The organism is Cereibacter sediminicola, from assembly GCF_007668225.1.
Classification (GTDB): domain Bacteria; phylum Pseudomonadota; class Alphaproteobacteria; order Rhodobacterales; family Rhodobacteraceae; genus Cereibacter_A; species Cereibacter_A azotoformans.
In genome coordinates, this window is the sequence record NZ_VDEK01000026.1 from 11,931 (window position 1) to 33,916 (window position 21,986).

Here is a 21,986-nt window from a genome sequence, read left to right on the forward strand (position 1 = left end):
GCCTGACTTTGGGGGTCGCCATGCGGCACCCCGCAGGCCGCAGCGCGGAGCCCTGCGCCACTCGGCCCCGGCGCTTGCGCCGGAGCCATGCCCGCGCGCGCGGCCGGCTCAGCCCGGCAGGGCCAGCTCCTCCGGGCGGCTGATCCTGCCCCCGCCGATGCAGGCGGACACGCCGGTCGTGGCGGGGCCCGAGGTCGGCAGCCCGCGCGCCACCCTCACGGCGAGGTAGGCGAAGGCCTGCGCCTCGAGCATGTCGCCGTCCAGGCCCACCTGCTCGACCGGGACGGCTTCGATCCCGGTGCGGGCCTCGAGCATCGCCATCAGCACCGGGTTGCGCCGTCCGCCGCCGGTCACCAGCAGCCGCCGGACCGGCGTCGGGAAATGCGCGGCGCCACGGGCGACCGCTGCGGCCGCCGCCGCCGTCAGCGTGGCCGCCGCGTCGGCGTCGGCCAGCCCGGCCACCGCCCCCACCAGGTCCTGGAAGGCGTCGCGGTCCAGCGACTTGGGCGGCATCCGGGCGAAGAAGGCGTGGCCGAGAAACCGCTCGACCACCGGCTCGGCCACCTGTCCGCGCGCCGCGAGCCCCCCGCCCTCGTCATGGCTGCGCCCGAAGCGGGCCTGCATGAGGTCGTTGATCGGCGCGTTCGCGGGGCCGGTGTCGAAGGCCAGGCAGGCGCCCGGCGCCTCGGGGCTGGCCTGCCGCGGATCGACCCAGGTGAGATTGCCCACGCCACCGAGGTTCAGGAAGGCCACCGGTTGCTCGGCCCCCAGTCGCCGCGCGCAGGCGAAATGGTAGAAGGGCGCAAGCGGCGCCCCCTGCCCCCCCGCCTGCACATCGGCCGAGCGGAAATCCCAGACCACCGGCAACCCCAGCGCACGGGCGAGCCGCTCGCCCGAGCCCGCCTGATGCGTGCCCCGTCCGCCCGGCTCATGCGCAAGGGTCTGGCCGTGGAAGCCCACCAGTTCCGCGCCCCGAAAGCGGGCCAGCAGCTCGGCGTGGGCCGCCTCGACCACCTGTTCAGCCTCGGCCACCGCCTCTTCGCCGGGCCAGCGCCCGAGCGCCGTCCGCAGCACCTCGCGCTCGGGCCCGGAATAGGGCCGGTAGGCCGTTTCGCCGAACTCGAGGATCCGCTCGCCGTCCGTCAGCACCATCGCCGCATCCACCCCGTCGAGGGACGTCCCCGACATGGTGCCAAGCGCCCAGACCGCACCGCCCTTCAACATGGCTTTCCCTCCATGACCGCCACGGATATACCCCGCCATCATAGCTGTGACGACCGCCCAAGGCACGAGGGACCGATGACCTACCATCCCAAATCCGACTTCCTGCGCGTGATGCAGGAACGCGGCTACCTCGCCGACTGCACCGACATGCAGGCGCTGGACGAGGCCATGTCGAAGGGGGTCGTGCCTGCCTATATCGGCTATGATGCGACGGCGGCTTCGCTGCATGTCGGGCATCTGCTGAACATCATGATGCTGCGCTGGCTGCAGAAGACCGGGCACAAGCCGATCACGCTGATGGGCGGCGGCACGACCAAGGTGGGCGATCCGTCCTTCCGCTCGGAAGAGCGCCCGCTGCTCACGCCCGAGAAGATCGACGCCAACATCGCCGGGATGAAGCAGGTCTTCGCGCGCTACCTCGATTACGGCGATGCGCCGACGGGCGCGCTGATGCTGAACAACGCCGAGTGGCTGGACAGCCTGAACTACCTCGATTTCCTGCGCGACATCGGCCGGCATTTCTCGGTCAACCGGATGCTCTCGTTCGAGAGCGTGAAGAGCCGGCTCGATCGCGAGCAGTCGCTGTCGTTCCTCGAATTCAACTACATGATCCTGCAGGCCTACGACTTCCTCGAGCTGTTCCGCCGCTACGGCTGCCGGCTGCAGATGGGCGGGTCGGACCAGTGGGGCAACATCGTCAACGGCATCGACCTGACGCGGCGGGTGCTCGAGGGCGAGATCTTCGGGCTGACCTCGCCGCTCCTGACCACCTCGGACGGGCGCAAGATGGGCAAGTCGGCCGGCGGCGCCGTCTGGCTGTCGGGCGAGATGCTGGCGCCCTACGACTTCTGGCAGTTCTGGCGCAACACGACGGATGCGGACGTGGGCCGGTTCCTGAAGCTTTACACCGAGCTGCCGGTCGAGGAATGCGACCGGCTGGGCGCGCTGCAGGGCGCCGAGATCAACGGCGCGAAGATCCGGCTGGCCAATGAGGTGACGACGCTTCTGCACGGCCGCGAGGCGGCCGAGGCGGCCGAGGCCACGGCGCGGGCGGTGTTCGAGCAGGGCGGCGTGGGCGGCGCGCTCGAAGTGGTGGAGATCGCGCCCGCGACGTTGGGCGAGGGCCTTTCAGTCACGCATTTCCTGGTGGCGGCGGGCCTCGTCGGCTCGGGCAAGGAGGCCAAGCGCCTTGTGGCCGAGAACGGCCTGCGCTTCAACAACGAGCCGGTGAGCGATGCCAACGCGCCCGTGACGGCGGCCATGATCGGCGACGAACTCAAGGTCTCGATCGGCCGGAAGAAGCACAAGCTGGTGCGCCTCGCCTGAGGCCCGGACCCGGCGCCAGGGGTGCCGGGCGCCCGCACCGATCGCCGGACGGCCGCCGGGGTGGCTTGAGCCCCTGCGGCCGGATGCCCGGCCCTGCCCGCACAAGGCGCGATGGCGCATGGTCGCCAAGCCGCAGCACCCCCGCCCGGGGGCGCGATGCTCCCTTTTCTTTTTCCTTGCGGCAAAATAGGGTCGGCCGCAGGATTTCGATCCAATCAGGGAGTTCAACAATGAAGAAGCTGCTTCTGGCCGGAACGGCTACCGTGGCGCTTGCCGGTGCCGCCTCGGCACAGGATGTCAAGCTCGGCATCATCCTGGGCTTCACCGGCCCGCTCGAATCGATCACGCCCAGCATGGCCGCGGGTGCGGAACTGGCGGTCAACGAGGTGAATGCGGCGGGCACGCTGCTCGATGGCGCGCAGGTGACGGTGGTGCGCGGTGACTCGACCTGCGTCGATGCGGCGGCGGCAACGGCTGCGGCCGAACGTCTCGTGACCTCGGACAAGGTGCAGGGCATCATGGGCGCCGACTGTTCGGGCGTGACCGGGGCGGTGCTGCAGAACGTCGCCCGTCCGAACGGCGTCGTGATGATCTCGCCCTCGGCCACCTCGCCCGCGCTGTCGGAAGCCGAGGATGACGGCCTGTTCTTCCGCACCGCCCCCTCGGACGCCCGTCAGGGTGAAGTTATCGCCGAGATCCTGCAGGAGCGCGGCATGGGCTCGGTCGCGATCACCTACACCAACAACGACTACGGCAAGGGGCTGGCGGACTCGATCCAGGCGGCCTTCGAGAAGGCCGGCGGCAAGGTCACGATCTCGGCCGCGCACGAGGACGGCAAGGCCGACTATTCGGCCGAAATCGCGGCGCTGGCGGCGGCGGGCGGCGACATGCTGGTCGTGGCGGGCTATGTCGATCAGGGCGGCAAGGGCGTGATTCAGGGCGCGCTCGACACCGGCGCCTTCGAGACCTTCTTCCTGCCCGACGGCATGTACGGCGACTCGCTCGTGCAGGCCATCGGCTCGTCGCTCGACGGCTCGTTCGGCACCGTGCCGGGCACCGACAGCGAGGGTGCGACGAAGATTCTCGACATGGCGAAGGAAGCGGGCTTCGACGGCACCTCCTCCTATGTCGGCGAGAGCTATGACGCGGCCGCGCTGATCCTGCTCGCCATGCAGGCGGCGGGCTCGTCCGCGCCGGCCGATTACAAGGCCAGGATCGAGGAAGTGGCCAACGAACCTGGGGAAAAGATCTATCCCGGCGAACTGGCCAAGGCGATCGAACTGCTGAAGGCGGGCACCGACATCGACTATGTGGGCGCCACCAGCGTCGAACTGATCGGCCCCGGCGAGAGCGCGGGCAGCTTCCGCGAATACACCGTCAAGGACGGTCAGTTCGTCACGGACCGCTTCCGCTAACGCAGGCGAACGTATAAGGGACCGGGACGGCCCGGGGCGCGCGAGAGGGTGCGCCTTGGGCCGTTGCCATTAAGAAGAACGGACCCGGCGGTGCGGGAGGGCGCGGATCGGCGGGCAAAGGGGAAAGCATGATAGCAGTCGAGAACCTGCACAGGCACTTCGGCGGATTCCGCGCCGTGGATGGCGCCTCGCTGCAGATCGCCACCGGCTCGATCACCGGGCTGATCGGACCGAACGGAGCGGGCAAGACCACGCTCTTCAACGTGATCGCCGGGCGGCTGAAGCCGACCTCGGGCCGCGTCACGATGGACGGCGAGGACATCACCGGCCTGCCGCCGCACGAGCTGTTCCACAAGGGGCTCCTGCGCACCTTCCAGATCGCGCACGAGTTCGGCTCGATGAGCGTGCGGGAAAATCTCATGATGGTTCCGGCCCGGCAGTCCGGCGAGACGCTGTGGAACGCCTGGTTCCGCCGCGGCGCGGTGGAGGCCGAGGAGCGGCGGCTGCGCGACAAGGCCGACGAGGTGCTGGAGTTCCTGACGATCTCGCATCTCGCCGACGAGAAGGCCGCCAACATCTCGGGCGGGCAGAAGAAGCTGCTGGAGCTTGGGCGCACCATGATGGTGGATGCCAAGATCGTCTTTCTCGACGAGGTGGGCGCGGGCGTGAACCGGACGCTTCTCAACACGATCGGCGACGCCATCGTGCGGCTGAACGAGGAGCGCGGCTACACCTTCTGCGTGATCGAGCACGACATGGATTTCATCGCCCGCCTCTGCAACCCGGTCATCTGCATGGCCGAGGGCAAGGTGCTGGCCGAGGGAACCGTCGAGGAAGTGAAGAACGACGAGCGGGTAATCGAGGCCTATCTCGGCACCGGCCTCAAGAACAAGGTGGTGGGTCATGCGTGAGACCTGCGGCGTCGTGCGGGAGGCCGCCGTCGGAGCCTCCGGCGGGGATATTTGTGCGAGAATGAATGGGCGCGCCCGTGCGGGAGGCCGCCGTGGCTGAGCCTTTCCTCATCGGCGAGAACATGACGGGCGGCTATGGCGCCGCCGACATCCTGCACGGCTGCACGCTGGCCGTGGAGAAGGGCCAGATCGCGGTGATCGTGGGGCCGAACGGGGCCGGCAAGTCCACCGCCATGAAGGCGGTGTTCGGGATGCTGAAGCTGCGCGCGGGCCATGTGCGGCTCGAGGGCGAGGATATCACCGCGCTCTCGCCGCAGGCGCGCGTGGCCAAGGGCATGGCCTTCGTGCCGCAGACCCACAACATCTTCACCTCGATGACGGTCGAGGAGAACCTCGAGATGGGCGCCTTCCTGCGCCGCGACGACATCCGCGACACGATGGAGCAGGTCTATGGCCTGTTCCCGATCCTGAAGCAGAAGCGCCGCCAGCCGGCGGGAGAGCTTTCGGGCGGGCAGCGCCAGCAGGTGGCCGTGGGGCGCGCGCTGATGACCCAGCCCAAGGTGCTGATGCTGGACGAGCCGACGGCGGGGGTCTCGCCGATCGTGATGGACGAGCTTTTCGACCGGATCATCGAGGTGGCCCGCACCGGCATCTCGATCCTGATGGTCGAGCAGAATGCCCGGCAGGCGCTGATGATCGCCGACCGGGGCTATGTGCTCGTGCAGGGCGCCAACCGCTTCACCGACACGGGGCCCGCGCTGATGGCCGACCCCGAGGTGCGCCGTTCCTTCCTCGGGGGTTGAGAGATGGACATCCTGAACGCCCTCGTGGCCTTCCTCAATTTCGTCTTCGTGCCGGGTCTGGCCTACGGGGCGCAGCTGGCGCTCGGCGCGCTCGGCGTCACGCTGATCTACGGCATCCTGCGCTTTTCCAACTTTGCCCACGGCGACACGATGGCCTTCGGCACCATGGTCACGATCCTCGGGACGTGGGGCCTGCAGGCGGCAGGCGTCAGCGCGGGGCCGCTGCCCACGGCGCTCCTCGCCCTGCCTCTCGGCATTGCGGTGACGGCGGCGCTGGTCTTGGGCACCGACCGCGCGGTCTATCGCTTCTACCGCAAGCAGAAGGCGGCGCCGACCATCCTCGTCATCGTCTCGCTGGGGGTGATGTTCGTGATGAACGGGATCGTGCGCTTCATCATCGGCGTCGAGGAGATCGGCTTTACCGACGGCGAGCGGTTCCTGATCACCGCGGGCGATTTCCGCACCATGACGGGCCTTGCGGAGGGGCTGGCCATACGGACCACGCAGGCGATCACCGTCGTGACGGCCGTGATCGTGGTGGCCGCGCTCTTCTGGTTCCTGAACCGCACCCGCACCGGCAAGTCCATGCGCGCCTTTTCCGACAATGAGGATCTGGCGCTGCTCTCGGGCATCAACCCCGAGCGGGTCGTGGCCGTGACCTGGATACTGGCGGCGGCGCTGGCGACGACGGCGGGCGTGCTCTACGGGCTCGACAAGAGTTTCAAGGCCTTCACCTACTTCCAGCTCCTGCTGCCGATCTTCGCCTCGGCGATCGTGGGCGGGCTTGGAAGCCCGATCGGCGCGATCGCGGGCGGCTTCGTGATCGCCTTCTCGGAGGTGATGGTCACCTATGCCTGGAAGAAGGTGGCGACCTATCTGCTGCCCGATGCGCTGGCGCCCGACGGGCTCGTGCAGCTCATGTCCACCGACTACAAGTTCGCGGTGAGCTTTGCCATCCTGATCATCGTGCTGCTGTTCATGCCCACCGGGCTCTTCAAGGGGAAATCGGTATGAACCGCACCCTCCTTCTCTTTGCCTTCGTGGCGCTGCTCTTCATCGCGACGGGGATGCTGCAGAGCTGGAACTCGGCGCTTGGCATCCTGAACATGGCGCTGATCTCGGCGATCATGGCGCTGGGCGTGAACATGCAGTGGGGCTATGCCGGCCTCTTCAACGTGGGCGTCATGGGCTTCGTGGCGCTGGGCGGGCTTGCGGTGGTGCTGACGGCAGCGCAGCCCGTGCCGGGCGCGTTTGCGGCCGGCGGCTGGGCGATCCTCGGCGCGCTGGCGCTGGCGGCGGCCACCCTCGCCGCGGCGGTTGCGGTCTGGCGCCGCATGCGGGCCGGCTGGTCGCGGACGCTGGCGCTGCTGGCCGTCCTGATCGGCGGCTTCTTCGCCTTCCGCGCGCTCTTCGACCCGGCCGTGGCCGCGATCGAGGCGATCAACCCGGCGCTGACCGGCAACATCGGCGGCCTCGGGCTTCCGGTGCTGCTGGCCTGGCCGGCCGGGGGCCTCCTGGCCGCCATCGCCGCCTGGGCGATCGGCAAGACGGCGCTGGGGCTCCGCTCGGACTATCTCGCCATCGCCACGCTGGGCATTGCCGAGATCATCATCGCGGTGATGAAGAACGAGGACTGGCTGGCCCGCGGGGTCAAGAACATGATCTCGCTGCCGCGGCCGGTGCCCTACGAGGTCGATCTGCAACGCAGCGCCGCCTTCGTCTCCTGGGCGCAGGGCTGGGGCTTTGATCCGGTGACGGCCTCGGCCATCGTGGCCAAGCTCTGCTATGCGGCGCTGTTCGTGACCGTTCTGGCCATCATCATCACCCTGTCCGAACTGGCGCTGAAATCGCCCTGGGGCCGGATGATGCGCGCAATCCGCGACAACGAGGTGGCCGCCGCCGCCATGGGCAAGAACGTCACGCGGCGGCACCTGCAGATCTTCGTGCTGGGCGCGGCGGTGATCGGCATTGCCGGCGCCATGATGACGACGCTCGACAGCCAGCTGACACCGGGCACCTACAACCCGCTGCGCTTCACCTTCCTGGTCTGGGTGATGGTGATCGTCGGTGGGTCGGGGTCGAACTGGGGCGCGGTGCTGGGCGGCTTCCTGATCTGGTGGCTGTGGGTGATGGTCGAGCCGATCGGCCTTGCGGTCATGGGCGCGGTGACGGCCGGCATGGCCGACGGTTCCTGGCTGAAGGTCCATCTGCAGGACTCGGCGGCGCACATGCGGCTGCTGACGATGGGGCTGATCCTGCTGATCGTGCTGCGTTTCTCGCCGCGCGGGCTGATCCCCGGGCGCTGAGGTGGCGCCCCCCGCTCCCGTCGTGCTGTTGCTGGCGGCGGGGGCCTCGCGCCGCATGAGGGGCGCGGACAAGCTGCTGGAGCCAGTGGAGGGCGTGCCCCTCCTCCGCCTTCAGGCGGGCAAGGCGCTGAAGGCCGGGCTGCCGCTGGTCGTGACGCTGCCGCCCGACCGTCCGGCCCGTCTGGCGGCTCTCGACGGGCTCGACCTGACCCGCGTGACGGTCGCCGACGCCGCAAGCGGCCTCTCGGCCTCGGTCCGGGCGGGCCTCGGGGCGGTGCCGGAGGGACGTGCCGTGCTGATCCTGCTGGCGGACCTGCCCGAGATCGAGGCGTCCGATCTAGCCGCGCTCGCCGCCCTCCATCATCAGGCGCCCGCCATGATCCTCCGCGCGACCTCGGCCGAGGGGCGTCCCGGCCATCCGATCCTCTTCCCGGCCGATCTTCGCGCCGACCTGCTGGCGCTGGAGGGCGACGCGGGGGCGCGGACCTTCCTGCGGCGCGAGGCGGCCCGTGTGCGCCCTGTTGCGCTGGAGGGCGCGCGCGCCATCACCGATCTCGACACGCCGGAAGACTGGGCGGCCTGGCGGGCCCGGACAGGCCGCTGAGATCAGGATTGGCGGGAATCGAAAAGGGGCTCCCGAAGGAGCCCCTTTCCGCATCGGCCTGCCTTGGGGGGTGCCGTGCCGATGCCTTGCCTGTCAGCGGACCAGGGCGGCCTCCCTGTCGGGGACGCGAACCGGGCGCGCCCTGCCAAAGGCGGCCAGTCCGTCGCTGCTGCGCAGGCTGGGAAAAAGTTCAAGCAGCTCGGTGCGTTGCGCATTGCCCATCCCGTGGATGAGCCGCTCGGTCGGCTGGAAGCTCTCGATCCAGGCGCCGTTGGCAAGCACCACCTCATGCCGGTCGAACATGACGTGAATGTAGGTCGTGCCGCCGCAGTCCACCTCGCGGATGCCCCGCGGGCCGACGAGGTGCTTGGCCGCAACCAGCGCCTCGGGCTCATCGAAATGGATCTGCGTCCGGTCGCGGGTGACCAGCAGACGGTGGTTCGGGCTGACCATCATGTCGCGGTCGGGCAGGTCCTGCCCGAGGCTGCCCTTCTCGATCAGGACGGGCCTGAGGTGCGGATGGGCCAGAAGCAGCGCGTGATCGAGCGTGCGGCGGCTGATCCAGCGGATCGGCTGGATCCCGTTGTCGCGGGTGATGACCCGGTCGCCCGCGGCGAGCTGCTCGACCGCCACCTCGCCCCGCGGCGTGGCGATCAGCGTGCCCGGCGTGAAGCAGGCAACGACGATCGCGCTGGACTGGGACCTGGATTCACTCATGACACGCGACGCTCCGAAACACCTCCAGCGCCTGTTCGCCGCCCGAAGGGCCGGGTGATGCGGACCGGAAGCCATCGGCTTCTGCTCCGGGCGTGGCTCACCGGAGCCGGCATGGCGCAATCTGAAATCCATCATTCTCAAAATGAGTCCGGCCTCTTGAGCCGCGCCTGAAACTCCCGATCCGCACCCCGACCGATGGCCGACTGTCGCCGCCGCGAGGTCCGATCCCGCTAAGCCGGGACAGGAAAAACGTAGCGTCCCCCGCAGCTTGCACAAAGGGAAAAGCGAACGCCGTCTCGGCTGCGGGCGAATACCGGGCCCCGCGGCAAGGCGTTTTGCTGCGATTGCACAACCGGCGATGGCAATGTCACGCTCTGGCCCGAAGGCTGAGAACACTCGCCCCGTGCAGGATTGCACCAACCGCCGAAGGTGCTTGGCCTGTCCACCTTCCGCGGCGTCCCTGCCCGATCGGCGCTTCGGCAGCAGGAGCCGCAACCGCAGCTTGCAAGATCGCGCGGGCACCGCACTGGATGAAGACGAAAGACCCGGATCGCCCCACGGTTGTGAGGCCAGGGTCCCGCACGATTCGCGGACGCCATCAGCACGCATCACAGGTTGAGATGAAGCCGGGGATCTGGTGCGGCTGGTCGGACTCGAACCGACACTCCGTGAGGAAAGGGTGTTTGAGACCCCCGCGTCTACCATTCCGCCACAACCGCACGCGGCACCGTTTAGCCTGCGCCCTCGCCCACGTCAATGTGGCGGCCCGAAGCCGCGATCAACGGCGGCAAGCCACGCATGTCGTGCCCGATCACAGTCGCTCGGCGCCGAAGCTGTCGCAATCCACCAGCCGCCCCGAGCCGTAGCCCCTCTCGAACCAGCGCATCCGCTGCTCGGAGGTGCCGTGGGTGAAGGTGTGGGGCATCGGCACCCGCCCCGCCGCACGCTGGAGCGTGTCGTCGCCGATCCGGCGGGCCGCGTTGATGGCCTCCTCGATGTCGCCGGGCTCGAGACTGCCGAACTGCGCCTCGGCATGGCGGGCCCAGATGCCCGAGAAGCAGTCGGCCTGCAACTCGATCCGAACCGAGATCGCGTTGCTCTCGGCCTCGCTGACGCGGGCGCGCAGTGCGTTGGCCTCGTCGAGGATGCCGAGTTCGTTCTGCACATGATGGCCGATTTCATGCGCCACGACATAGGCGGCCGCAAAGTCGCCGCTGGCGCCCAGCTGCCGCTCCATCGTGGCGAAGAAGGCGGTGTCGAGATAGGCCTTGCGGTCGAGCGGGCAGTAGAACGGGCCGGTCGCCCCGTTCGCCCCGCCACAGGGCGAGCCGGTGGCCTGCGAGAACAGCACCAGCACCGGGGGCTGGTACCGGGCATCGAGCTGGTCGGCAAAGATCTGGGCCCAGACCTCCTCGGTGTCGGCGAGCGTGACCGAGACGAACTCCGCCGCCTCCTGATCCGCGGCTGACAGTTCCCGTGGGGCCTGCGATCCCGTGGTGCCCTCGAGCAGGGGCGTGACATCGACGCCCAGCGCCCAGCCGATCAGAAGCACCGCAAGAAAGCCCGCCCCGCCGATCCCGCCGATGCTGCCCACGCGCGAGCCGCGCCGGTCCTCGATGTTCCGGCTGCCCCGCCGTCCGCGCCAGTCCATTCCGCTTCTCCCTCGGCCATCTTCTGCACGAACTAGATCCCCCCGGCCGCCCCGCCAGTCTCGTTTCACCTTGACCGCCGAGGCCGCGCATGATGCAACCTGCGGGATCATGCCGGAGGTGCAGCGATGAAACGCAGGTTCCTGATGCTGGTGGCCGCCGCCGGGTCGGCCGGGCTGCTTCTCGGCGCGCTGGGGTTCCAGTTCTTCGTCGAGCTTCCGCCCTGCCCGCTGTGCATCTGGCAACGCTGGCCGCACGTTCTTGCGGTGCTGGCCGGGGCTGTCGCCGTCTTCCGCCCCGCCCCTCTCGTGGCGCTGGTGGGTGGCCTCGGCGCCGCGGCTTCGGCCGCCATCGGCTTCTACCACGTGGGCGTGGAGCAGAAATGGTGGCTCGGCCTTGCCTCCTGCTCGACCGGCTCGATTGAGGGGATCTCGACGGCGGATCTGCTCAATCCCGCGGTGGATCTCGGGCCGGTCGTGCGCTGCGACGAGATCGCCTGGCAGTTCATCGGCATCTCGATGGCCGGGTGGAACGTGATCCTCTCGGCCACACTTGCCGCCCTCTGGCTGGCCGCGGCCCTGCGGAAGGCATAGGCGCGGCGCCCCTTCCTTCGCAGCCGCAGCGCGCTATGCTGAGGGATCGGCGGAGAGAGGGACGCGCATGGAAGGCTTCTCGCGATACGCGATCTACTGGACGCCCGAGGACGGCCCGCTCGCCCGCTTCGGGCGGGGCTGGCTGGGGTGGGACCCGGTGACGGCCGAGCCCGTGGACCATCCTGCGATCGGCGAGCTGCCGCGCGATGTGGCCCTCATCACGCAGGCGCCGCGCAAATACGGCCTGCACGCCACGCTGAAGCCGCCGTTCCGGCTGGCCGACGGAGTGGACGTGACAGACCTTCACGCGGCGGTCGTGGCGCTCTGCCCCTATCTTGCGCCCGTGACGCTGCCCGGCCTGAAGCTCGACCGCGTCGGCGGCTTTCTCGCGCTGGTGCCTGCGGGCAACGAGGAACCTCTCGCGGACCTCGCGGCCGAGGTGATGCGGGCGCTGGACGGCTTTCGCGCGCCGCTGACAGAGGCCGAACTGGCCCGCAGGCGGCCCGAGCGGCTGACACCCCGCCAGCGCGGCCATCTGGCGGACTGGGGCTATCCCTACGTCTTCGACGATTACCGCTTTCACGTCACGCTGACGGGCGAACTGCCCGAGGCCGAGCTTTCCGAGGTGGTGACGGTGCTCGAGCCGCTGCTCGAGCCCATTCTGGCCGAGCCCGTGCGCATCGGCAGCCTCTGCCTCTTTGCCGAAGCCTCCGACGGCCGGTTCCGCATGCTCGAGCGGCTGCCGATCACCCGCTCGTGAAGCGTCAGCACATGAGGGTGCGCGGCCCGGCGGCCCGGCGACGCTCGCGGACCAGCTGCGCCGGCAGGCCGAGCGCCCAGTGAAGCCCGGCCAGCGCCAGCGCCGTCAGCATCGCCTCGCGCGGGGGCAGCGCGCCCAGCCAGATCAGCATCGGAAAGGTGAGCATGAGCGAGGTGGCCGCGCCCGAAAGCGAGCGCACGATCCAGGTGCCGGCCGGCCGCATGGTTTCGGGGCGGCGGGTCAGGTGCCAGTCGAACCAGTCGAAGAGCACCCGATGCAGGCCGGACCAGAGGAAGGCCACGGCGGCCACGGGCAGCAACACCGCCAGCGCCGCTCGCGCCGGAACGTCAAAGGCTAGGCCATAGAGCGGAACGGCCAGCGCCAGCGCCACCGCCTCGAAGAAGATGATCTGGAACAGGCGTCCGGCAAAGGAAGGCGAGGACATGGAAACTCCAAACGACAAAAGAAAGGTCTCGTGTCGGAGCGCGGATGGCGCTCCGCGGCCCTAATGGGACCTGTGCAACCCTTAGCAGCCGATGAAGAAAACCGATAGGCCCCTGTCGGGCCATCGGCGGATTTCAGCGTCGGAACCTGTCCGCGATCCGATTGTCAGCGGCCCGCGCGGCGGGTTTTCTGCGCAGCCTTGCGTGCCAGCTTGGCCGCCGAACGCGCGCTGCGCGCGGGCCCGGGCGCCCCGAGAACGACGTCATGGGCCGCCGCGGCCGTGCGACCGAGGAAGAGGCGCCGGAGCCGGCTGAAGAATGCGTGCGCGATCATGGTCAGTCCTCGAAGAGTTCGCTTTGTCCCGTCACCGGCTCGTCCTCGTCCGGCTGCCGTGCGCTGCCGGGCGGCGGACGGTTGTCGAGCAGGCCCGCCGCGCGCAGTTCCTTGATCCCCGGCAGATCGCGCGCCGACTCGAGCCCGAAGTGATCGAGGAAGGTCTCGGTCACGACAAAGGTCACGGGGCGGCCGGGCGTCATGCGCCTGCGGCCGAAGCGGATCCATTCCAGCTCGATCAGCTGGTCGATGGTGCCGCGGCTGACCGCCACGCCGCGGATCTCCTCGATCTCGGCGCGGGTGACGGGCTGGTGATAGGCCACGATCGCCAAGGTCTCGATCGCGGCGCGCGAGAGCTTCTTCTGCTCGACCGTCTCCTTGCGCATCAGGAAGCCCAGATCGGCGGCCGTGCGGAAGGCCCAGGCGTCGCCCACCCGCACCAGATGCACGCCGCGCCCCTCGTAGCGGCTGCGCAGATGCATCAGCGCCTCGGCCGGGTCGCAGCCATGCGGCATCCGGGCCGCCAGCTCGCCCACCGTCACCGGCTCGGCGGAGGCGAACAGGATCGCCTCGACCATCCGCTCCTGCTCGGCCATCACCGGCGCGTCGAACAGGCTCTTTTCCGGCCGTTCGTTCATCAGCCTTCCTTCCTGCGGATCAGGATGGGGGCGAAGGTCTCGCCCTGTCGGACCTCGATCTGGCCGCGCTTGGTCATCTCGAGGATGGCCGCGAAATGGGCCGCGGTGGCCGAGCGGCGGCGCATCGGATGGCCGTCCCAGCCCTCGGGCAGATACGAAGTCAGCTCGCCCCAGTCGCCGAACCAGCCGAGCATCCCGCGCATACGCTCCAGCGCCTGCTCCATGGTGAAGACATGGTGGCGGTCCATCACGAAGGGACGGAACTCGTCGCGGGTGCGGATGCGGGCATAGGCGCGCATCAGGTCGATGAGGGTGACCGTGTAGCTGATCTGGCGGTGGCGCGTGACATCCTCGGGCAGGCCGCGGGCGAAGAAGTCCCGCCCCTTCTGGTCGCGCGCCATGAGCCGGGCGGCGGCATCGCGCATCGCCTCGAGCCGTTCGAGCTGAAAGGCCAGATGCGCCGCCAGTTCCTCGGCCGAAGGCCCCTCCTCGGTCGGGTCGGGGGGCAGCAGCAGCCGGCTTTTCAGATAGGCGAGCCAGGCCGCCATCACCAGATAATCGGCGGCAAGCTCGATCCGCAGCTGCCTGGCGTGGGTCACGAACAGCAGATACTGCTCGGCCAGCTTCAGGACCGAGATCCGGCGCAGGTCCACCTTCTGCGTGCGCGAGAGCGTCAGCAGCAGGTCGAGCGGGCCCTCGAACCCCTCGACATCGACGATCAGCGCCTCGGCCGCCAGCCGGTCCGCGACGCTGAGGACGGAGGTTTCTTCCCAGCCGTCAGCCATGCACATGCTCGCCCAGAAGGCCGGCATGTTCGGCCTCGAGCGCCCGGCTGTCAACCGGTTCGGGCGGGCGCCGCGCCGCAAGGGCCGCCCGGGCCCGGGCCCGGGTCGCCGCGCCCATGTCACCTGCGGCCAGGGCCACCGCCTCCATCTCGGCCAGATCGCCGTTGCAATGCAGCGCCAGATCGCACCCGGCGGCGATGGCCTCCCCCGCCCGCGCGGCGATGCTGCCCGACAGCGCCTGCATCGAGAGATCATCGGTCATCAGAAGGCCGCCGAAGCCGATCTCGCCCCGGATCACCCCGATCATGGCGGGCGAGCAGGTGGCGGGCCGTTCGGCGTCATGGGCCGCAAAGATCACATGGGCCGTCATGGCGAGCGGCAGGTCCGACAGCGCCCGGAACGGCGCGAAGTCGCTGGTGGCCAGCGTCTCGCGATCGGCCCTCACGGTGGGCAGGTCGTGGTGGGTGTCGGCCGCGGCGCGACCGTGGCCCGGCAGGTGCTTCATCACCGGCAGGACACCGCCCGCCAGATGCGCCTCGGCCACGGCGCGCGCCAGACGCGCCACGCGCGCCGCCTCGTCGGACAGGCAGCGGTTGGCGAGGAACGGATGCGTGGCCCCGGTCAGGACATCGGCCACCGGAGCGCAGTTGCCGTCGATGCCCACAGCGTGCAGCTCTTGGGCGATCAGCCGGTAGCGCAGCCAGAGCATCCGCTCGGCGCCCTCGCCCGCCTTGCGCACCGCCTCGAGGGGGGGCAGCCACTCGCGCCAGTGCGGCGCGCGCAGGCGCTGCACGCGGCCCCCTTCCTGATCGACGAAGATCGGCGCGTCGCGCCCCACGGCCGCGCGCAGATCCGCCGTCAGGGCCGAGACTTGCGCCGGGTTCTCGATGTTGCGCGCAAAGAGGATGAAGCCGAATGGATCGACCTCCCGGAAGAAGCGGCGCTCGGCGTCGGTCAGGGTGGGGCCGGAGCAGCCGAAGATCGTGGCCGACCGGCCGGCCTCGCTCATCGCAGCGCGACCGGAATGCAGGCGGTGTCCTCGGCCAGAAGCGCCGAGCAGAAGCGGCGCGCCTCGCCCTCATCCGCAAAACCCGAGGCGCGGAGCCGGTAGAAGGTCCGCCCACCGCTCTGCGCGGTCTGGACCACGCGGCCCTTCTCGGTGATCAGGGCGCCGAAGCGGGCGGCGAGCTTGTCCCACTCGCGGCGGGCCGAATCCGCATCATCGAAGGCGCCGAGCTGGACGAGCCGCGTCCCGGCCGGCAGGGTCGAGGCATCCACCTCGGTCGCGGCGACGGCGGCTGCGGGCGCGGCGGCCGGCGTGGCGGCGGCCGCGCGTGCGGACCGGGCCGGGCGCGGCGGCGGGATGGGCGAGCGGCGGATGGCGCCGGGCTCGGCCACCAGCGGCATGGTCTCTTCGACGGCGGCCTCGGGCTCCGGCGTGTCCGCAAGGGCCTCGGCAAGCGCGAGCTTCGTGGCATCCACATCGAGGCCCGGAAGCTGCGTGCCGGCGAGGTCGGCGCCGTCGTCCTCCTCCGCGACATCGGGCAGGGTCTCGGTCGTCGCCGCGAGACGTTCGGCCTCGGACGGCGCCGGAGCGGCCCCCGGCTGATCGAGCCCCGGCTCATCTTCCAGCGCAAGTTCCACCGGCTTGGGCGCCAGAACCAGCCGGTCCGGCGGCGGGGCCGCCGTGCCGGCCGCGGCCACGTCATTGACGGCAAGCCCCTGATGGGCCGCGATCTCGCCGCCCGGATTGTCGGGAACGATGCGCATCGGCCCTTCCAGCGCGCGCACCACGGGGATGCCGTTCACGTCGCGCACGGCCAGCTTGTAGCCCCAGATCGCAAGCCCGAGGATCAGCGCGATCGACGAGACGCCGCCCGCGATGTTGATCATGCGCTGGACCTTCGCAGGCCGCTGGGGGGGGGCGTAATAGCCCTCGAAGTCGTCGAAATCCACGTCCGCCATGCTCTGCCCCACTGCGCGCGGGGCACGCCCCGGCGCTGCTTGCCTGTTACGCCCCGGCGGATGCATGTTTTCAGCGCATTTCTTCGACCGGAGTGACCCCCAAGATACCCAAACCGGCGCAAATCACAACGCCTACGGCCCGGGCAAGGGCGATTTTCGCCTGTGAAACCACAGGATCGTCCTGCAGGAAGCGCAATCCCGGCTCATCGTTGCCGCGGTTCCACAGCCCGTGCAGGTCCGAGGCAAGCTCGTGCAGGTAGAAGGCGATGCGGTGCGGCTCGTTCGTGCGGGCCGCGATCTCGACCAGCCGCGGCCATTCGGCCAGCTTGGCGATCAGCGCAATCTCGGCCGGGTGGTCGAGCCGGTCGAGATCCGCGCCGGCCAGCGCCGCGTCGGCCACGTCCATCCCCTGCTCGCGCGCCTTGCGCAGCACCGAATTGATCCGGGCATTGGCATACTGGACGTAGAAGACCGGGTTCTCCTTCGACTGCTCGAGCACCTTGTCGAAGTCGAAATCCAGCGCCGCATCGTTCTTGCGCGTCAGCATGACGAAGCGCGTGACGTCCGGCCCCACCTGCTCGACCACGTCGCGGAGCGTGACATAGGTGCCGGCGCGCTTCGACATCTTGAAGGGCTCGCCGTTCTTCCACAGCTTCACCAGCTGGATCAGCTTGATGTCGAGCGGCACGCGCCCGTCCGACAGCGCGGCCACGGCGGCCTTCATCCGCTTGACGTAGCCGCCATGATCGGCGCCGAAGATATCGATCAGCTGGTCGAAGCCGCGGGTCACCTTGTCGTAGTGATAGGCGATGTCGGGGGCGAAATAGGTCCAGCTGCCGTCGGATTTCTTCACCGGCCGGTCCACGTCGTCGCCATGCGCGGTCGAGCGGAACAGGGTCTGCTCGCGCGGCTCCCAGTCCTCGGGGGTCTTGCCCTTCGGCGGTTCCAGCACGCCTTCGTAGATCAGGCCCATGTCCTGCAGGCGCTGCAGCGCGGCCTCGATCTTGCCGGTCCCGTAGAGCGCCTTTTCCGAGGAATAGACATCCATCTCGACGCCGAGGGCGGCCAGATCCTCGCGGATCATCTGCATCATCATCTCGGTGGCGAACTCGCGCACGTCGGTCAGCCAGTATTGCTCGCCCTTGTCGAGCAGGCTGTCGCCATACTTCTCCTTCAGCGCCTCGCCCACCGGGATCAGATAGTCGCCGGGGTAGAGCCCCTCGCGGATCTCGGGCTCGAGCCCGTGCGCCTCGCGGTAGCGTTCGTAGGCCGAGCGGGCCAGCACATCGACCTGCGCGCCGCCGTCGTTGATGTAATATTCCCGCGTCACGTCCCAGCCGGCAAAGGCCAGAAGCCGCGCCAGCGCGTCGCCCACCACCGCGCCGCGGACATGGCCCACATGCATCGGCCCGGTCGGGTTGGCCGAGACGAATTCGACGTTCACCCGCTGGCCCGCGCCGATGGTCGAGCGGCCGTAGGCGTCGCCCGCCTGCAGCAGGCTGGCGACAAGCCCCTGCCAGACCGCCGGCCGCAGCCGCAGGTTGAGAAAGCCCGGCCCCGCCACCTCGGCCGACAGGATCCGAGGATCCGCCGCAAGCCGGGTGGCCAGCGTCTCGGCGATCGCGCGCGGCGGCTTGCCCGCGGGCTTGGCAAGCACCATCGCCGCGTTGGTGGCCATGTCTCCGTGGGCCGGATCTCGCGGCGGCTCGACCGCGACGGCGGACAGGTCGAGCCCTGCGGGAAGCTCGCCCGCCTCGGCCATGGCGCCAAGCTCGGCGGTCACGAGAGAACGGATTTCGGTGAAGAGGTTCATTCGGGGCTTGTCCTGATTGTTGCCCCGGCTTTGCCAGAGGCGGGCGCACAGGTCAATGGCGCCCGCCCCAGCCGTCAGCTCCGCCCGTCGCGCCAGTCGTCGAGCGCCGCATTGGCTTCGCCCTGGGTCGCGGGCGCCGCTCCGGCAGCCACCGCCCCCGCCGCGCCCGGATGACGGGTGCGGAAATAATGCGCCTCGCGCGAGCCGAAGTAGAAGCCCACGATCGCCGCCAGCAGCCACCAGAGCGGATCGGGCACGAGGGCGAGACCCGACATGCGCCGACCGAAGCTCTCGGGATCGACCATGGCGAAGATGAAGAGCGCAAGCGTTCCGAAGGCGAGCATCGGCCGCGGCAGCCGGTTCACCCCGTTCACGAACCGGTCGAACCCGCCATTGCCGGGATTGGCGAACTCTTCGGAATATTGTTGCAGCGCCTCGCCCTGCATCTCGGCCGAGAGCTCGATCTCGCGCGTGGCGTTCGGGCGGAAGACCTCCGCCACATCCTTTACCGCGGCCCCGAGAGTGGCCACGCCGTCGCCGCCGGCGATGATGCGTCCGATCAGGCCCATGAGGCGGTCCTTTCCCGATGCTGCGCCTCGGTCAGGCGGTAGCGGGGCGCCATGAACTCTTCCGCCCGGAGGATCCAGCCGCCCTTTCCGCCGTCCTTCCTCCGGGCGTACTTGCGCGACGAGGGCCGCCCATCGGCCAGCGCGTAATAGAAGTTGCGCCGGGCGATGGCGTAGGCATCCGCAAGATGATCGGGCGCGGCCTCATGGGCCGCCTGCGTCTGCCGGATGGTCTGGGGCCCGATGGCCCCATCGGCGGCGCAGGGAAATCCCATCTCGGACACGAGCCGCTGGAGGATCTTCACCGCGTTTGAGCCGGCGTTGACATACATGTCGAAGAGGCCGGGATGCAGCACCTCGGGGAGGTTGCCGATGCCGGGGCGGCGGAAGTAATGTTCGACGAAGATTGCCTCGGCCTGCGCGCGGGTAAGGACGCGCACATCCTCGACGCCGATGCGCCCGTCGCCCGTGGTGTCGAAACCCAGACGCCGCAGCGTGGCGATGGTGACGCCGTATCTCGTGGCCCCGCCCGGATCGTCAGGGTCGTTCACGAAGCCGCCCTCGCGGGCGACGATCTCTTTCGCAATCTGCTGGACCGTCTGCATCTCACCCTCGTCTTCAGCCGGAGGCCAGACTGGGGGAGGAGGTTCAAGCCGTGGTTAAGACCGCGCGCGGCGGAGCGGTGAGAGCGGGGGCTCTGCCCCCGCACCCCCGGGATATTTCCGCGAGAATGAAGGACGGACGGCGCCGCATGAGAGGCGGCGCGGGAGCGGCCGGTCAGCCCTGGGGCTGGTCCTCGGTGTGCTGGAAGACGCCCTGTTCCTTCAGCGCATCCACCACTTCCTTCGGCATGTAGGTCTCGTCATGCTTGGCGAGGATCTCGCTGGCCTGGAAGACGCCGTCCACGAGGCGGCCGGTGCCGACCATGCCCGCATCCTCGGCGAAGAGGTCGGGCAGGACGCCGGTGAAGCTGACGGGCACGGTCGCGTTCGTGTCGGTCACGCGGAAGGTGACGGTCTCGCCCTGCCCCCGCACGAGGCTGCCCTTCTCGACCAGCCCGCCGATGCGGAACACCTCGGTCTCGGACGGCGGCGCCTCGACCACCTGCGTCGGCGAGCGGAAGAAGTTGATCCCGTCGCGCATGGCGTAGCCGATCAGGGCCGTCGAACCCGCCAGCGCCACGAAGGCCAGCGTGATGATCTGGATGCGGCGTTTCTTCTTCAGGCCCTTCATGTCACCCTCTTGGCAGAACGGCTCTTACGGGAAGACCGGGGCGAGCCGGAGGCCCGCCGCCTCGTCCAGCCCCAGCATCAGGTTCGCATTCTGGATCGCCTGCCCCGAAGAGCCCTTGCACAGGTTGTCCAGCACCGCCACCACCAGGGCGCAGCCGGGGATCCGGTCCCCGATCACGCCGATATGGACGTAGTTGGACCCCCGGATATCCCGTGTCGAGGGGAGCGCGCCAAAAGGTAGCACCTCAAGGAACGTTTCCGTGAGGTAGCGGTCCGCGAGGGCCCGGTGCACCGCTTGCGGGTCGCCCTTGACATGGACGCTGGCAAGGATGCCGCGGTTCATCGGCGTCAGATGCGGGGTGAAGCGGACCTGCACGGGCCGCCCGGCGATCTTCGAAAACTCCTGGTCGAACTCGCCCAGGTGGCGGTGCGTGCCGCCGGCGGAATAGGCGTGCGTGCCCTCGGACAGCTCGGCATGGAGGAGGTTCTCCTTCAGGCTCCGTCCCGCGCCGGAGACGCCGGCCTTGAGGTCGATCAGGATGTCGTCGAGGTCGATGACCCCCGCCTCGATCAGGGGCCGGATCGCATATTGGCCGGTCGCCGCGTTGCAGCCCGTGCCGGCCACCAGCCGCGCGCCACGGATCTCGTCACGGTAGAATTCGGTCAGCCCGTAGACCGCTTCCTTCTGCAGCTCGGGCGCGGAATGCGGCTTGCCATACCAGGTCTCGTAGGCGGCCGGATCGCGGAGGCGGAAGTCGGCGGAGAGATCCACGATCTTCAGATCGCGCGGCAGGGCCGAGATCACCTCCTGCGAGGTCGCGTGAGGAAGGGCGCAGAAGGCCAGGTCCACGTTCGAGAAATCGATCTCGTCGATTTTCTGCAGGCGCGGCAGGTCGAGATGGCGCAGGAACGGAAAGACCTCGAACATCGCCATGCCCGCCTTGCGGTCGCCGGACAAAGCCACGATCCGCATCGAGGGATGGGTGGCGATCAACCTGACCAGCTCGGCGCCCGTGTAGCCCGAGGCTCCGAGGATGGCGATGTTCTGAACCATGTGTCTCTTTTCCGTTTCTTTCGGTCAGGCGGCCTCGAAGGCGATGCGCCGGCGCAGGAACTGCGTGGCCTTGTTCGAGACCGACCGGGGGTCGCCCGTCGTCAGGAACTTCGACTCGGTGCCCTGCCCCACGAACTCGGGCCTGCGGGCCAGATAATCCGCGAGGCTTTCGGCCACAAGGTTGGCCTGCGAATAGACGGTGACCTCCGGCCCCAGCGCCTCCTGGAAGACGGCCTCCATCAGCGGATAATGGGTGCAGCCGAGGATCGCGGCCTGCGGATGCGGCATCCGCCGCTTGAGCGCCTCGACATGGCTGCGCACCAGCGCCTCGGCGAGGATCTCGTCGCCCTGCTCGATCGCATCCACCACGCCGCCGCAGGGCTGGGCCTCGACATCCACGCCGATGGCGCGGAAGGCCAGTTCGCGCTGGAAGGCGCGGCTGGCCACGGTCGCGGGGGTGGCGAACAGCGCCACATGCTTCACCGCCACCTCGCGCGGGGGGCTGTTGTCGCCCCACTGCCGCTCTGTCAGCGCCTCGATCAGCGGCACGAAGACGCCAAGCACGCGCTTGTCCCGGGGAATCCAGCTCTCCTGCATCCGCTTGAGCGCCGCGGCCGAGGCGGTGTTGCAGGCCAGGATCACCAGATCGCAGCCCTCGGCCCAGAGCCGCTCGGTCGCGGCGCAGGTCAGGGCGAAGATGTCGTCGGCGTCGCGCACGCCGTAGGGTGCATGGGCGTTGTCGCCGAAATAGACGAAGGGCACCTCGGGCAAGCGCCTCTGGACCGCATCAAGAACCGTGAGGCCACCGAGCCCCGAATCGAACACACCAACCGCCATGCCTGCCCCCG

24 protein-coding genes and 1 tRNA gene are annotated in these 21,986 nt (G+C 69.3%); 9 read left to right on the forward strand and 16 right to left on the reverse strand.

Going from position 1 to position 21,986, the window contains the following annotated elements:
* Positions 1-108: 108 nt before the first annotated feature.
* A complete protein-coding gene (locus FG154_RS15185; RefSeq protein ID WP_145109690.1) occupies positions 109-1,224 on the reverse strand; it encodes an anhydro-N-acetylmuramic acid kinase in 1,116 nt (371 codons plus the stop codon).
* Positions 1,225-1,299: 75 nt separating this feature from the next.
* On the opposite strand from FG154_RS15185, the gene tyrS reads away from it, so the two are divergent.
* The 7 genes from tyrS (at position 1,300) to FG154_RS15220 (ending at position 8,589) form a co-directional block, all read left to right on the forward strand.
* Positions 1,300-2,550 carry a tyrosine--tRNA ligase gene (tyrS, locus tag FG154_RS15190; protein ID WP_145109693.1) on the forward strand — a complete coding sequence of 417 codons (1,251 nt, stop codon included), beginning with the start codon at positions 1,300-1,302 and terminating at the stop codon, positions 2,548-2,550.
* A 230-nt stretch (positions 2,551-2,780) separates the two neighbouring features.
* A complete protein-coding gene (locus tag FG154_RS15195; protein ID WP_145109696.1) occupies positions 2,781-3,965 on the forward strand; it encodes an ABC transporter substrate-binding protein in 1,185 nt (394 codons plus the stop codon).
* A gap of 128 nt (positions 3,966-4,093) precedes the next feature.
* Entirely contained in the window at positions 4,094-4,876 is a 783-nt protein-coding gene (locus FG154_RS15200; RefSeq protein ID WP_145109699.1) for an ABC transporter ATP-binding protein, read from the forward strand.
* Between the two features lie 92 nt (positions 4,877-4,968).
* A complete protein-coding gene (locus FG154_RS15205; protein WP_145109702.1) occupies positions 4,969-5,679 on the forward strand; it encodes an ABC transporter ATP-binding protein in 711 nt (236 codons plus the stop codon).
* 3 nt (positions 5,680-5,682) lie between these two features.
* Complete coding sequence (locus FG154_RS15210; RefSeq protein WP_145109705.1) at positions 5,683-6,693, forward strand: branched-chain amino acid ABC transporter permease; 1,011 nt, start codon at positions 5,683-5,685, stop codon at positions 6,691-6,693.
* A complete protein-coding gene (locus FG154_RS15215; protein ID WP_145109707.1) occupies positions 6,690-7,985 on the forward strand; it encodes a branched-chain amino acid ABC transporter permease in 1,296 nt (431 codons plus the stop codon). The genes FG154_RS15210 and FG154_RS15215 overlap by 4 nt, the downstream gene beginning before the upstream one ends.
* Position 7,986: 1 nt before the next feature.
* Entirely contained in the window at positions 7,987-8,589 is a 603-nt protein-coding gene (locus FG154_RS15220) for a nucleotidyltransferase family protein (protein ID WP_145109710.1), read from the forward strand.
* Between the two features lie 93 nt (positions 8,590-8,682).
* Here FG154_RS15220 and FG154_RS15225 read toward each other — a convergent pair whose 3' ends face one another.
* The 3 genes from FG154_RS15225 to ypfJ form a co-directional block, all read right to left on the reverse strand.
* Positions 8,683-9,306, reverse strand: a complete 624-nt coding sequence (locus tag FG154_RS15225) for a Hint domain-containing protein (RefSeq protein ID WP_145109713.1) — start codon at positions 9,304-9,306, stop codon at positions 8,683-8,685.
* Between the two features lie 635 nt (positions 9,307-9,941).
* Positions 9,942-10,025, reverse strand: a tRNA-Leu gene (locus FG154_RS15230).
* 92 nt (positions 10,026-10,117) lie between these two features.
* A complete protein-coding gene (gene ypfJ, locus FG154_RS15235; protein WP_145109715.1) occupies positions 10,118-10,957 on the reverse strand; it encodes a KPN_02809 family neutral zinc metallopeptidase in 840 nt (279 codons plus the stop codon).
* Positions 10,958-11,083: 126 nt separating this feature from the next.
* On the opposite strand from ypfJ, the gene FG154_RS15240 reads away from it, so the two are divergent.
* On the forward strand, positions 11,084-11,548 hold the full coding sequence (locus FG154_RS15240) for a disulfide bond formation protein B (RefSeq protein WP_145109718.1): 465 nt from the start codon (positions 11,084-11,086) through the stop codon (positions 11,546-11,548).
* A 67-nt stretch (positions 11,549-11,615) separates the two neighbouring features.
* Positions 11,616-12,308: a DUF1045 domain-containing protein gene (locus tag FG154_RS15245; RefSeq protein WP_145109721.1), complete on the forward strand. Its 693-nt coding sequence runs from the start codon at positions 11,616-11,618 to the stop codon at positions 12,306-12,308.
* A 4-nt stretch (positions 12,309-12,312) separates the two neighbouring features.
* On the opposite strand, the gene FG154_RS15250 is transcribed toward FG154_RS15245, so the two are convergent.
* The 12 genes from FG154_RS15250 to FG154_RS15300 all read right to left on the reverse strand — a co-directional run bounded on the left by FG154_RS15250 (position 12,313) and on the right by FG154_RS15300 (position 21,975).
* A complete protein-coding gene (locus FG154_RS15250) occupies positions 12,313-12,753 on the reverse strand; it encodes a PACE efflux transporter (RefSeq protein ID WP_145109724.1) in 441 nt (146 codons plus the stop codon).
* A gap of 164 nt (positions 12,754-12,917) precedes the next feature.
* Positions 12,918-13,085 carry a hypothetical protein gene (locus FG154_RS21085; RefSeq protein WP_186312388.1) on the reverse strand — a complete coding sequence of 56 codons (168 nt, stop codon included), beginning with the start codon at positions 13,083-13,085 and terminating at the stop codon, positions 12,918-12,920.
* A 2-nt stretch (positions 13,086-13,087) separates the two neighbouring features.
* Positions 13,088-13,723, reverse strand: coding sequence for an SMC-Scp complex subunit ScpB (gene scpB / locus FG154_RS15255; RefSeq protein ID WP_145109727.1), 636 nt, complete (start codon positions 13,721-13,723; stop codon positions 13,088-13,090).
* Positions 13,723-14,508, reverse strand: coding sequence for a segregation and condensation protein A (locus FG154_RS15260; RefSeq protein WP_044248604.1), 786 nt, complete (start codon positions 14,506-14,508; stop codon positions 13,723-13,725). Before FG154_RS15260 ends, scpB begins: the two co-directional genes overlap by 1 nt.
* Positions 14,501-15,517, reverse strand: coding sequence for a glycoside hydrolase family 3 N-terminal domain-containing protein (locus FG154_RS15265; RefSeq protein WP_145109730.1), 1,017 nt, complete (start codon positions 15,515-15,517; stop codon positions 14,501-14,503). The genes FG154_RS15260 and FG154_RS15265 overlap by 8 nt, the downstream gene beginning before the upstream one ends.
* The gene (locus FG154_RS15270) at positions 15,514-16,473 is read right to left on the reverse strand and encodes an SPOR domain-containing protein (RefSeq protein ID WP_145109733.1); all 960 of its coding nucleotides are present in this window, start codon (positions 16,471-16,473) and stop codon (positions 15,514-15,516) included. The genes FG154_RS15265 and FG154_RS15270 overlap by 4 nt, the downstream gene beginning before the upstream one ends.
* 70 nt (positions 16,474-16,543) lie before the next feature.
* Positions 16,544-18,286 carry an arginine--tRNA ligase gene (gene argS / locus FG154_RS15275; protein WP_145109736.1) on the reverse strand — a complete coding sequence of 581 codons (1,743 nt, stop codon included), beginning with the start codon at positions 18,284-18,286 and terminating at the stop codon, positions 16,544-16,546.
* Positions 18,287-18,360: 74 nt separating this feature from the next.
* Positions 18,361-18,855: a holin family protein gene (locus FG154_RS15280; RefSeq protein WP_145109738.1), complete on the reverse strand. Its 495-nt coding sequence runs from the start codon at positions 18,853-18,855 to the stop codon at positions 18,361-18,363.
* Positions 18,846-19,457, reverse strand: a complete 612-nt coding sequence (locus tag FG154_RS15285) for a holin-associated N-acetylmuramidase (protein WP_145109741.1) — start codon at positions 19,455-19,457, stop codon at positions 18,846-18,848. The genes FG154_RS15280 and FG154_RS15285 overlap by 10 nt, the downstream gene beginning before the upstream one ends.
* Before the next feature lie 172 nt (positions 19,458-19,629).
* Positions 19,630-20,085 carry a cytochrome c maturation protein CcmE gene (ccmE, locus tag FG154_RS15290; protein WP_145109744.1) on the reverse strand — a complete coding sequence of 152 codons (456 nt, stop codon included), beginning with the start codon at positions 20,083-20,085 and terminating at the stop codon, positions 19,630-19,632.
* Positions 20,086-20,109: 24 nt separating this feature from the next.
* Entirely contained in the window at positions 20,110-21,138 is a 1,029-nt protein-coding gene (argC, locus tag FG154_RS15295) for an N-acetyl-gamma-glutamyl-phosphate reductase (protein ID WP_145109747.1), read from the reverse strand.
* Between the two features lie 24 nt (positions 21,139-21,162).
* Positions 21,163-21,975 (reverse strand): glutamate racemase, encoded by an 813-nt coding sequence (locus tag FG154_RS15300; protein ID WP_145109750.1) that lies wholly within the window; start codon positions 21,973-21,975, stop codon positions 21,163-21,165.
* Between the last annotated feature and the right edge of the window lie 11 nt (positions 21,976-21,986).

Coding starts and splice junctions, on each gene's coding strand:
- scpB (WP_145109727.1), bottom strand. CDS start 13,723: ATGAACGAACGGCCGGAAAAGAGCCTGTTCGACGCGCCGGTGATGGCC.
- FG154_RS15260 (WP_044248604.1), bottom strand. CDS start 14,508: ATGGCTGACGGCTGGGAAGAAACCTCCGTCCTCAGCGTCGCGGACCGG.
- ypfJ (WP_145109715.1), bottom strand. CDS start 10,957: ATGGACTGGCGCGGACGGCGGGGCAGCCGGAACATCGAGGACCGGCGC.
- FG154_RS15285 (WP_145109741.1), bottom strand. CDS start 19,457: ATGCAGACGGTCCAGCAGATTGCGAAAGAGATCGTCGCCCGCGAGGGC.
- argC (WP_145109747.1), bottom strand. CDS start 21,138: ATGGTTCAGAACATCGCCATCCTCGGAGCCTCGGGCTACACGGGCGCC.
- FG154_RS15225 (WP_145109713.1), bottom strand. CDS start 9,306: ATGAGTGAATCCAGGTCCCAGTCCAGCGCGATCGTCGTTGCCTGCTTC.
- FG154_RS21085 (WP_186312388.1), bottom strand. CDS start 13,085: ATGATCGCGCACGCATTCTTCAGCCGGCTCCGGCGCCTCTTCCTCGGT.
- FG154_RS15270 (WP_145109733.1), bottom strand. CDS start 16,473: ATGGCGGACGTGGATTTCGACGACTTCGAGGGCTATTACGCCCCCCCC.
- argS (WP_145109736.1), bottom strand. CDS start 18,286: ATGAACCTCTTCACCGAAATCCGTTCTCTCGTGACCGCCGAGCTTGGC.
- ccmE (WP_145109744.1), bottom strand. CDS start 20,085: ATGAAGGGCCTGAAGAAGAAACGCCGCATCCAGATCATCACGCTGGCC.
- FG154_RS15250 (WP_145109724.1), bottom strand. CDS start 12,753: ATGTCCTCGCCTTCCTTTGCCGGACGCCTGTTCCAGATCATCTTCTTC.
- FG154_RS15215 (WP_145109707.1), top strand. CDS start 6,690: ATGAACCGCACCCTCCTTCTCTTTGCCTTCGTGGCGCTGCTCTTCATC.
- FG154_RS15300 (WP_145109750.1), bottom strand. CDS start 21,975: ATGGCGGTTGGTGTGTTCGATTCGGGGCTCGGTGGCCTCACGGTTCTT.
- FG154_RS15265 (WP_145109730.1), bottom strand. CDS start 15,517: ATGAGCGAGGCCGGCCGGTCGGCCACGATCTTCGGCTGCTCCGGCCCC.
- FG154_RS15210 (WP_145109705.1), top strand. CDS start 5,683: ATGGACATCCTGAACGCCCTCGTGGCCTTCCTCAATTTCGTCTTCGTG.
- FG154_RS15195 (WP_145109696.1), top strand. CDS start 2,781: ATGAAGAAGCTGCTTCTGGCCGGAACGGCTACCGTGGCGCTTGCCGGT.
- FG154_RS15245 (WP_145109721.1), top strand. CDS start 11,616: ATGGAAGGCTTCTCGCGATACGCGATCTACTGGACGCCCGAGGACGGC.
- FG154_RS15280 (WP_145109738.1), bottom strand. CDS start 18,855: ATGGGCCTGATCGGACGCATCATCGCCGGCGGCGACGGCGTGGCCACT.
- tyrS (WP_145109693.1), top strand. CDS start 1,300: ATGACCTACCATCCCAAATCCGACTTCCTGCGCGTGATGCAGGAACGC.
- FG154_RS15240 (WP_145109718.1), top strand. CDS start 11,084: ATGAAACGCAGGTTCCTGATGCTGGTGGCCGCCGCCGGGTCGGCCGGG.
- FG154_RS15185 (WP_145109690.1), bottom strand. CDS start 1,224: ATGTTGAAGGGCGGTGCGGTCTGGGCGCTTGGCACCATGTCGGGGACG.
- FG154_RS15200 (WP_145109699.1), top strand. CDS start 4,094: ATGATAGCAGTCGAGAACCTGCACAGGCACTTCGGCGGATTCCGCGCC.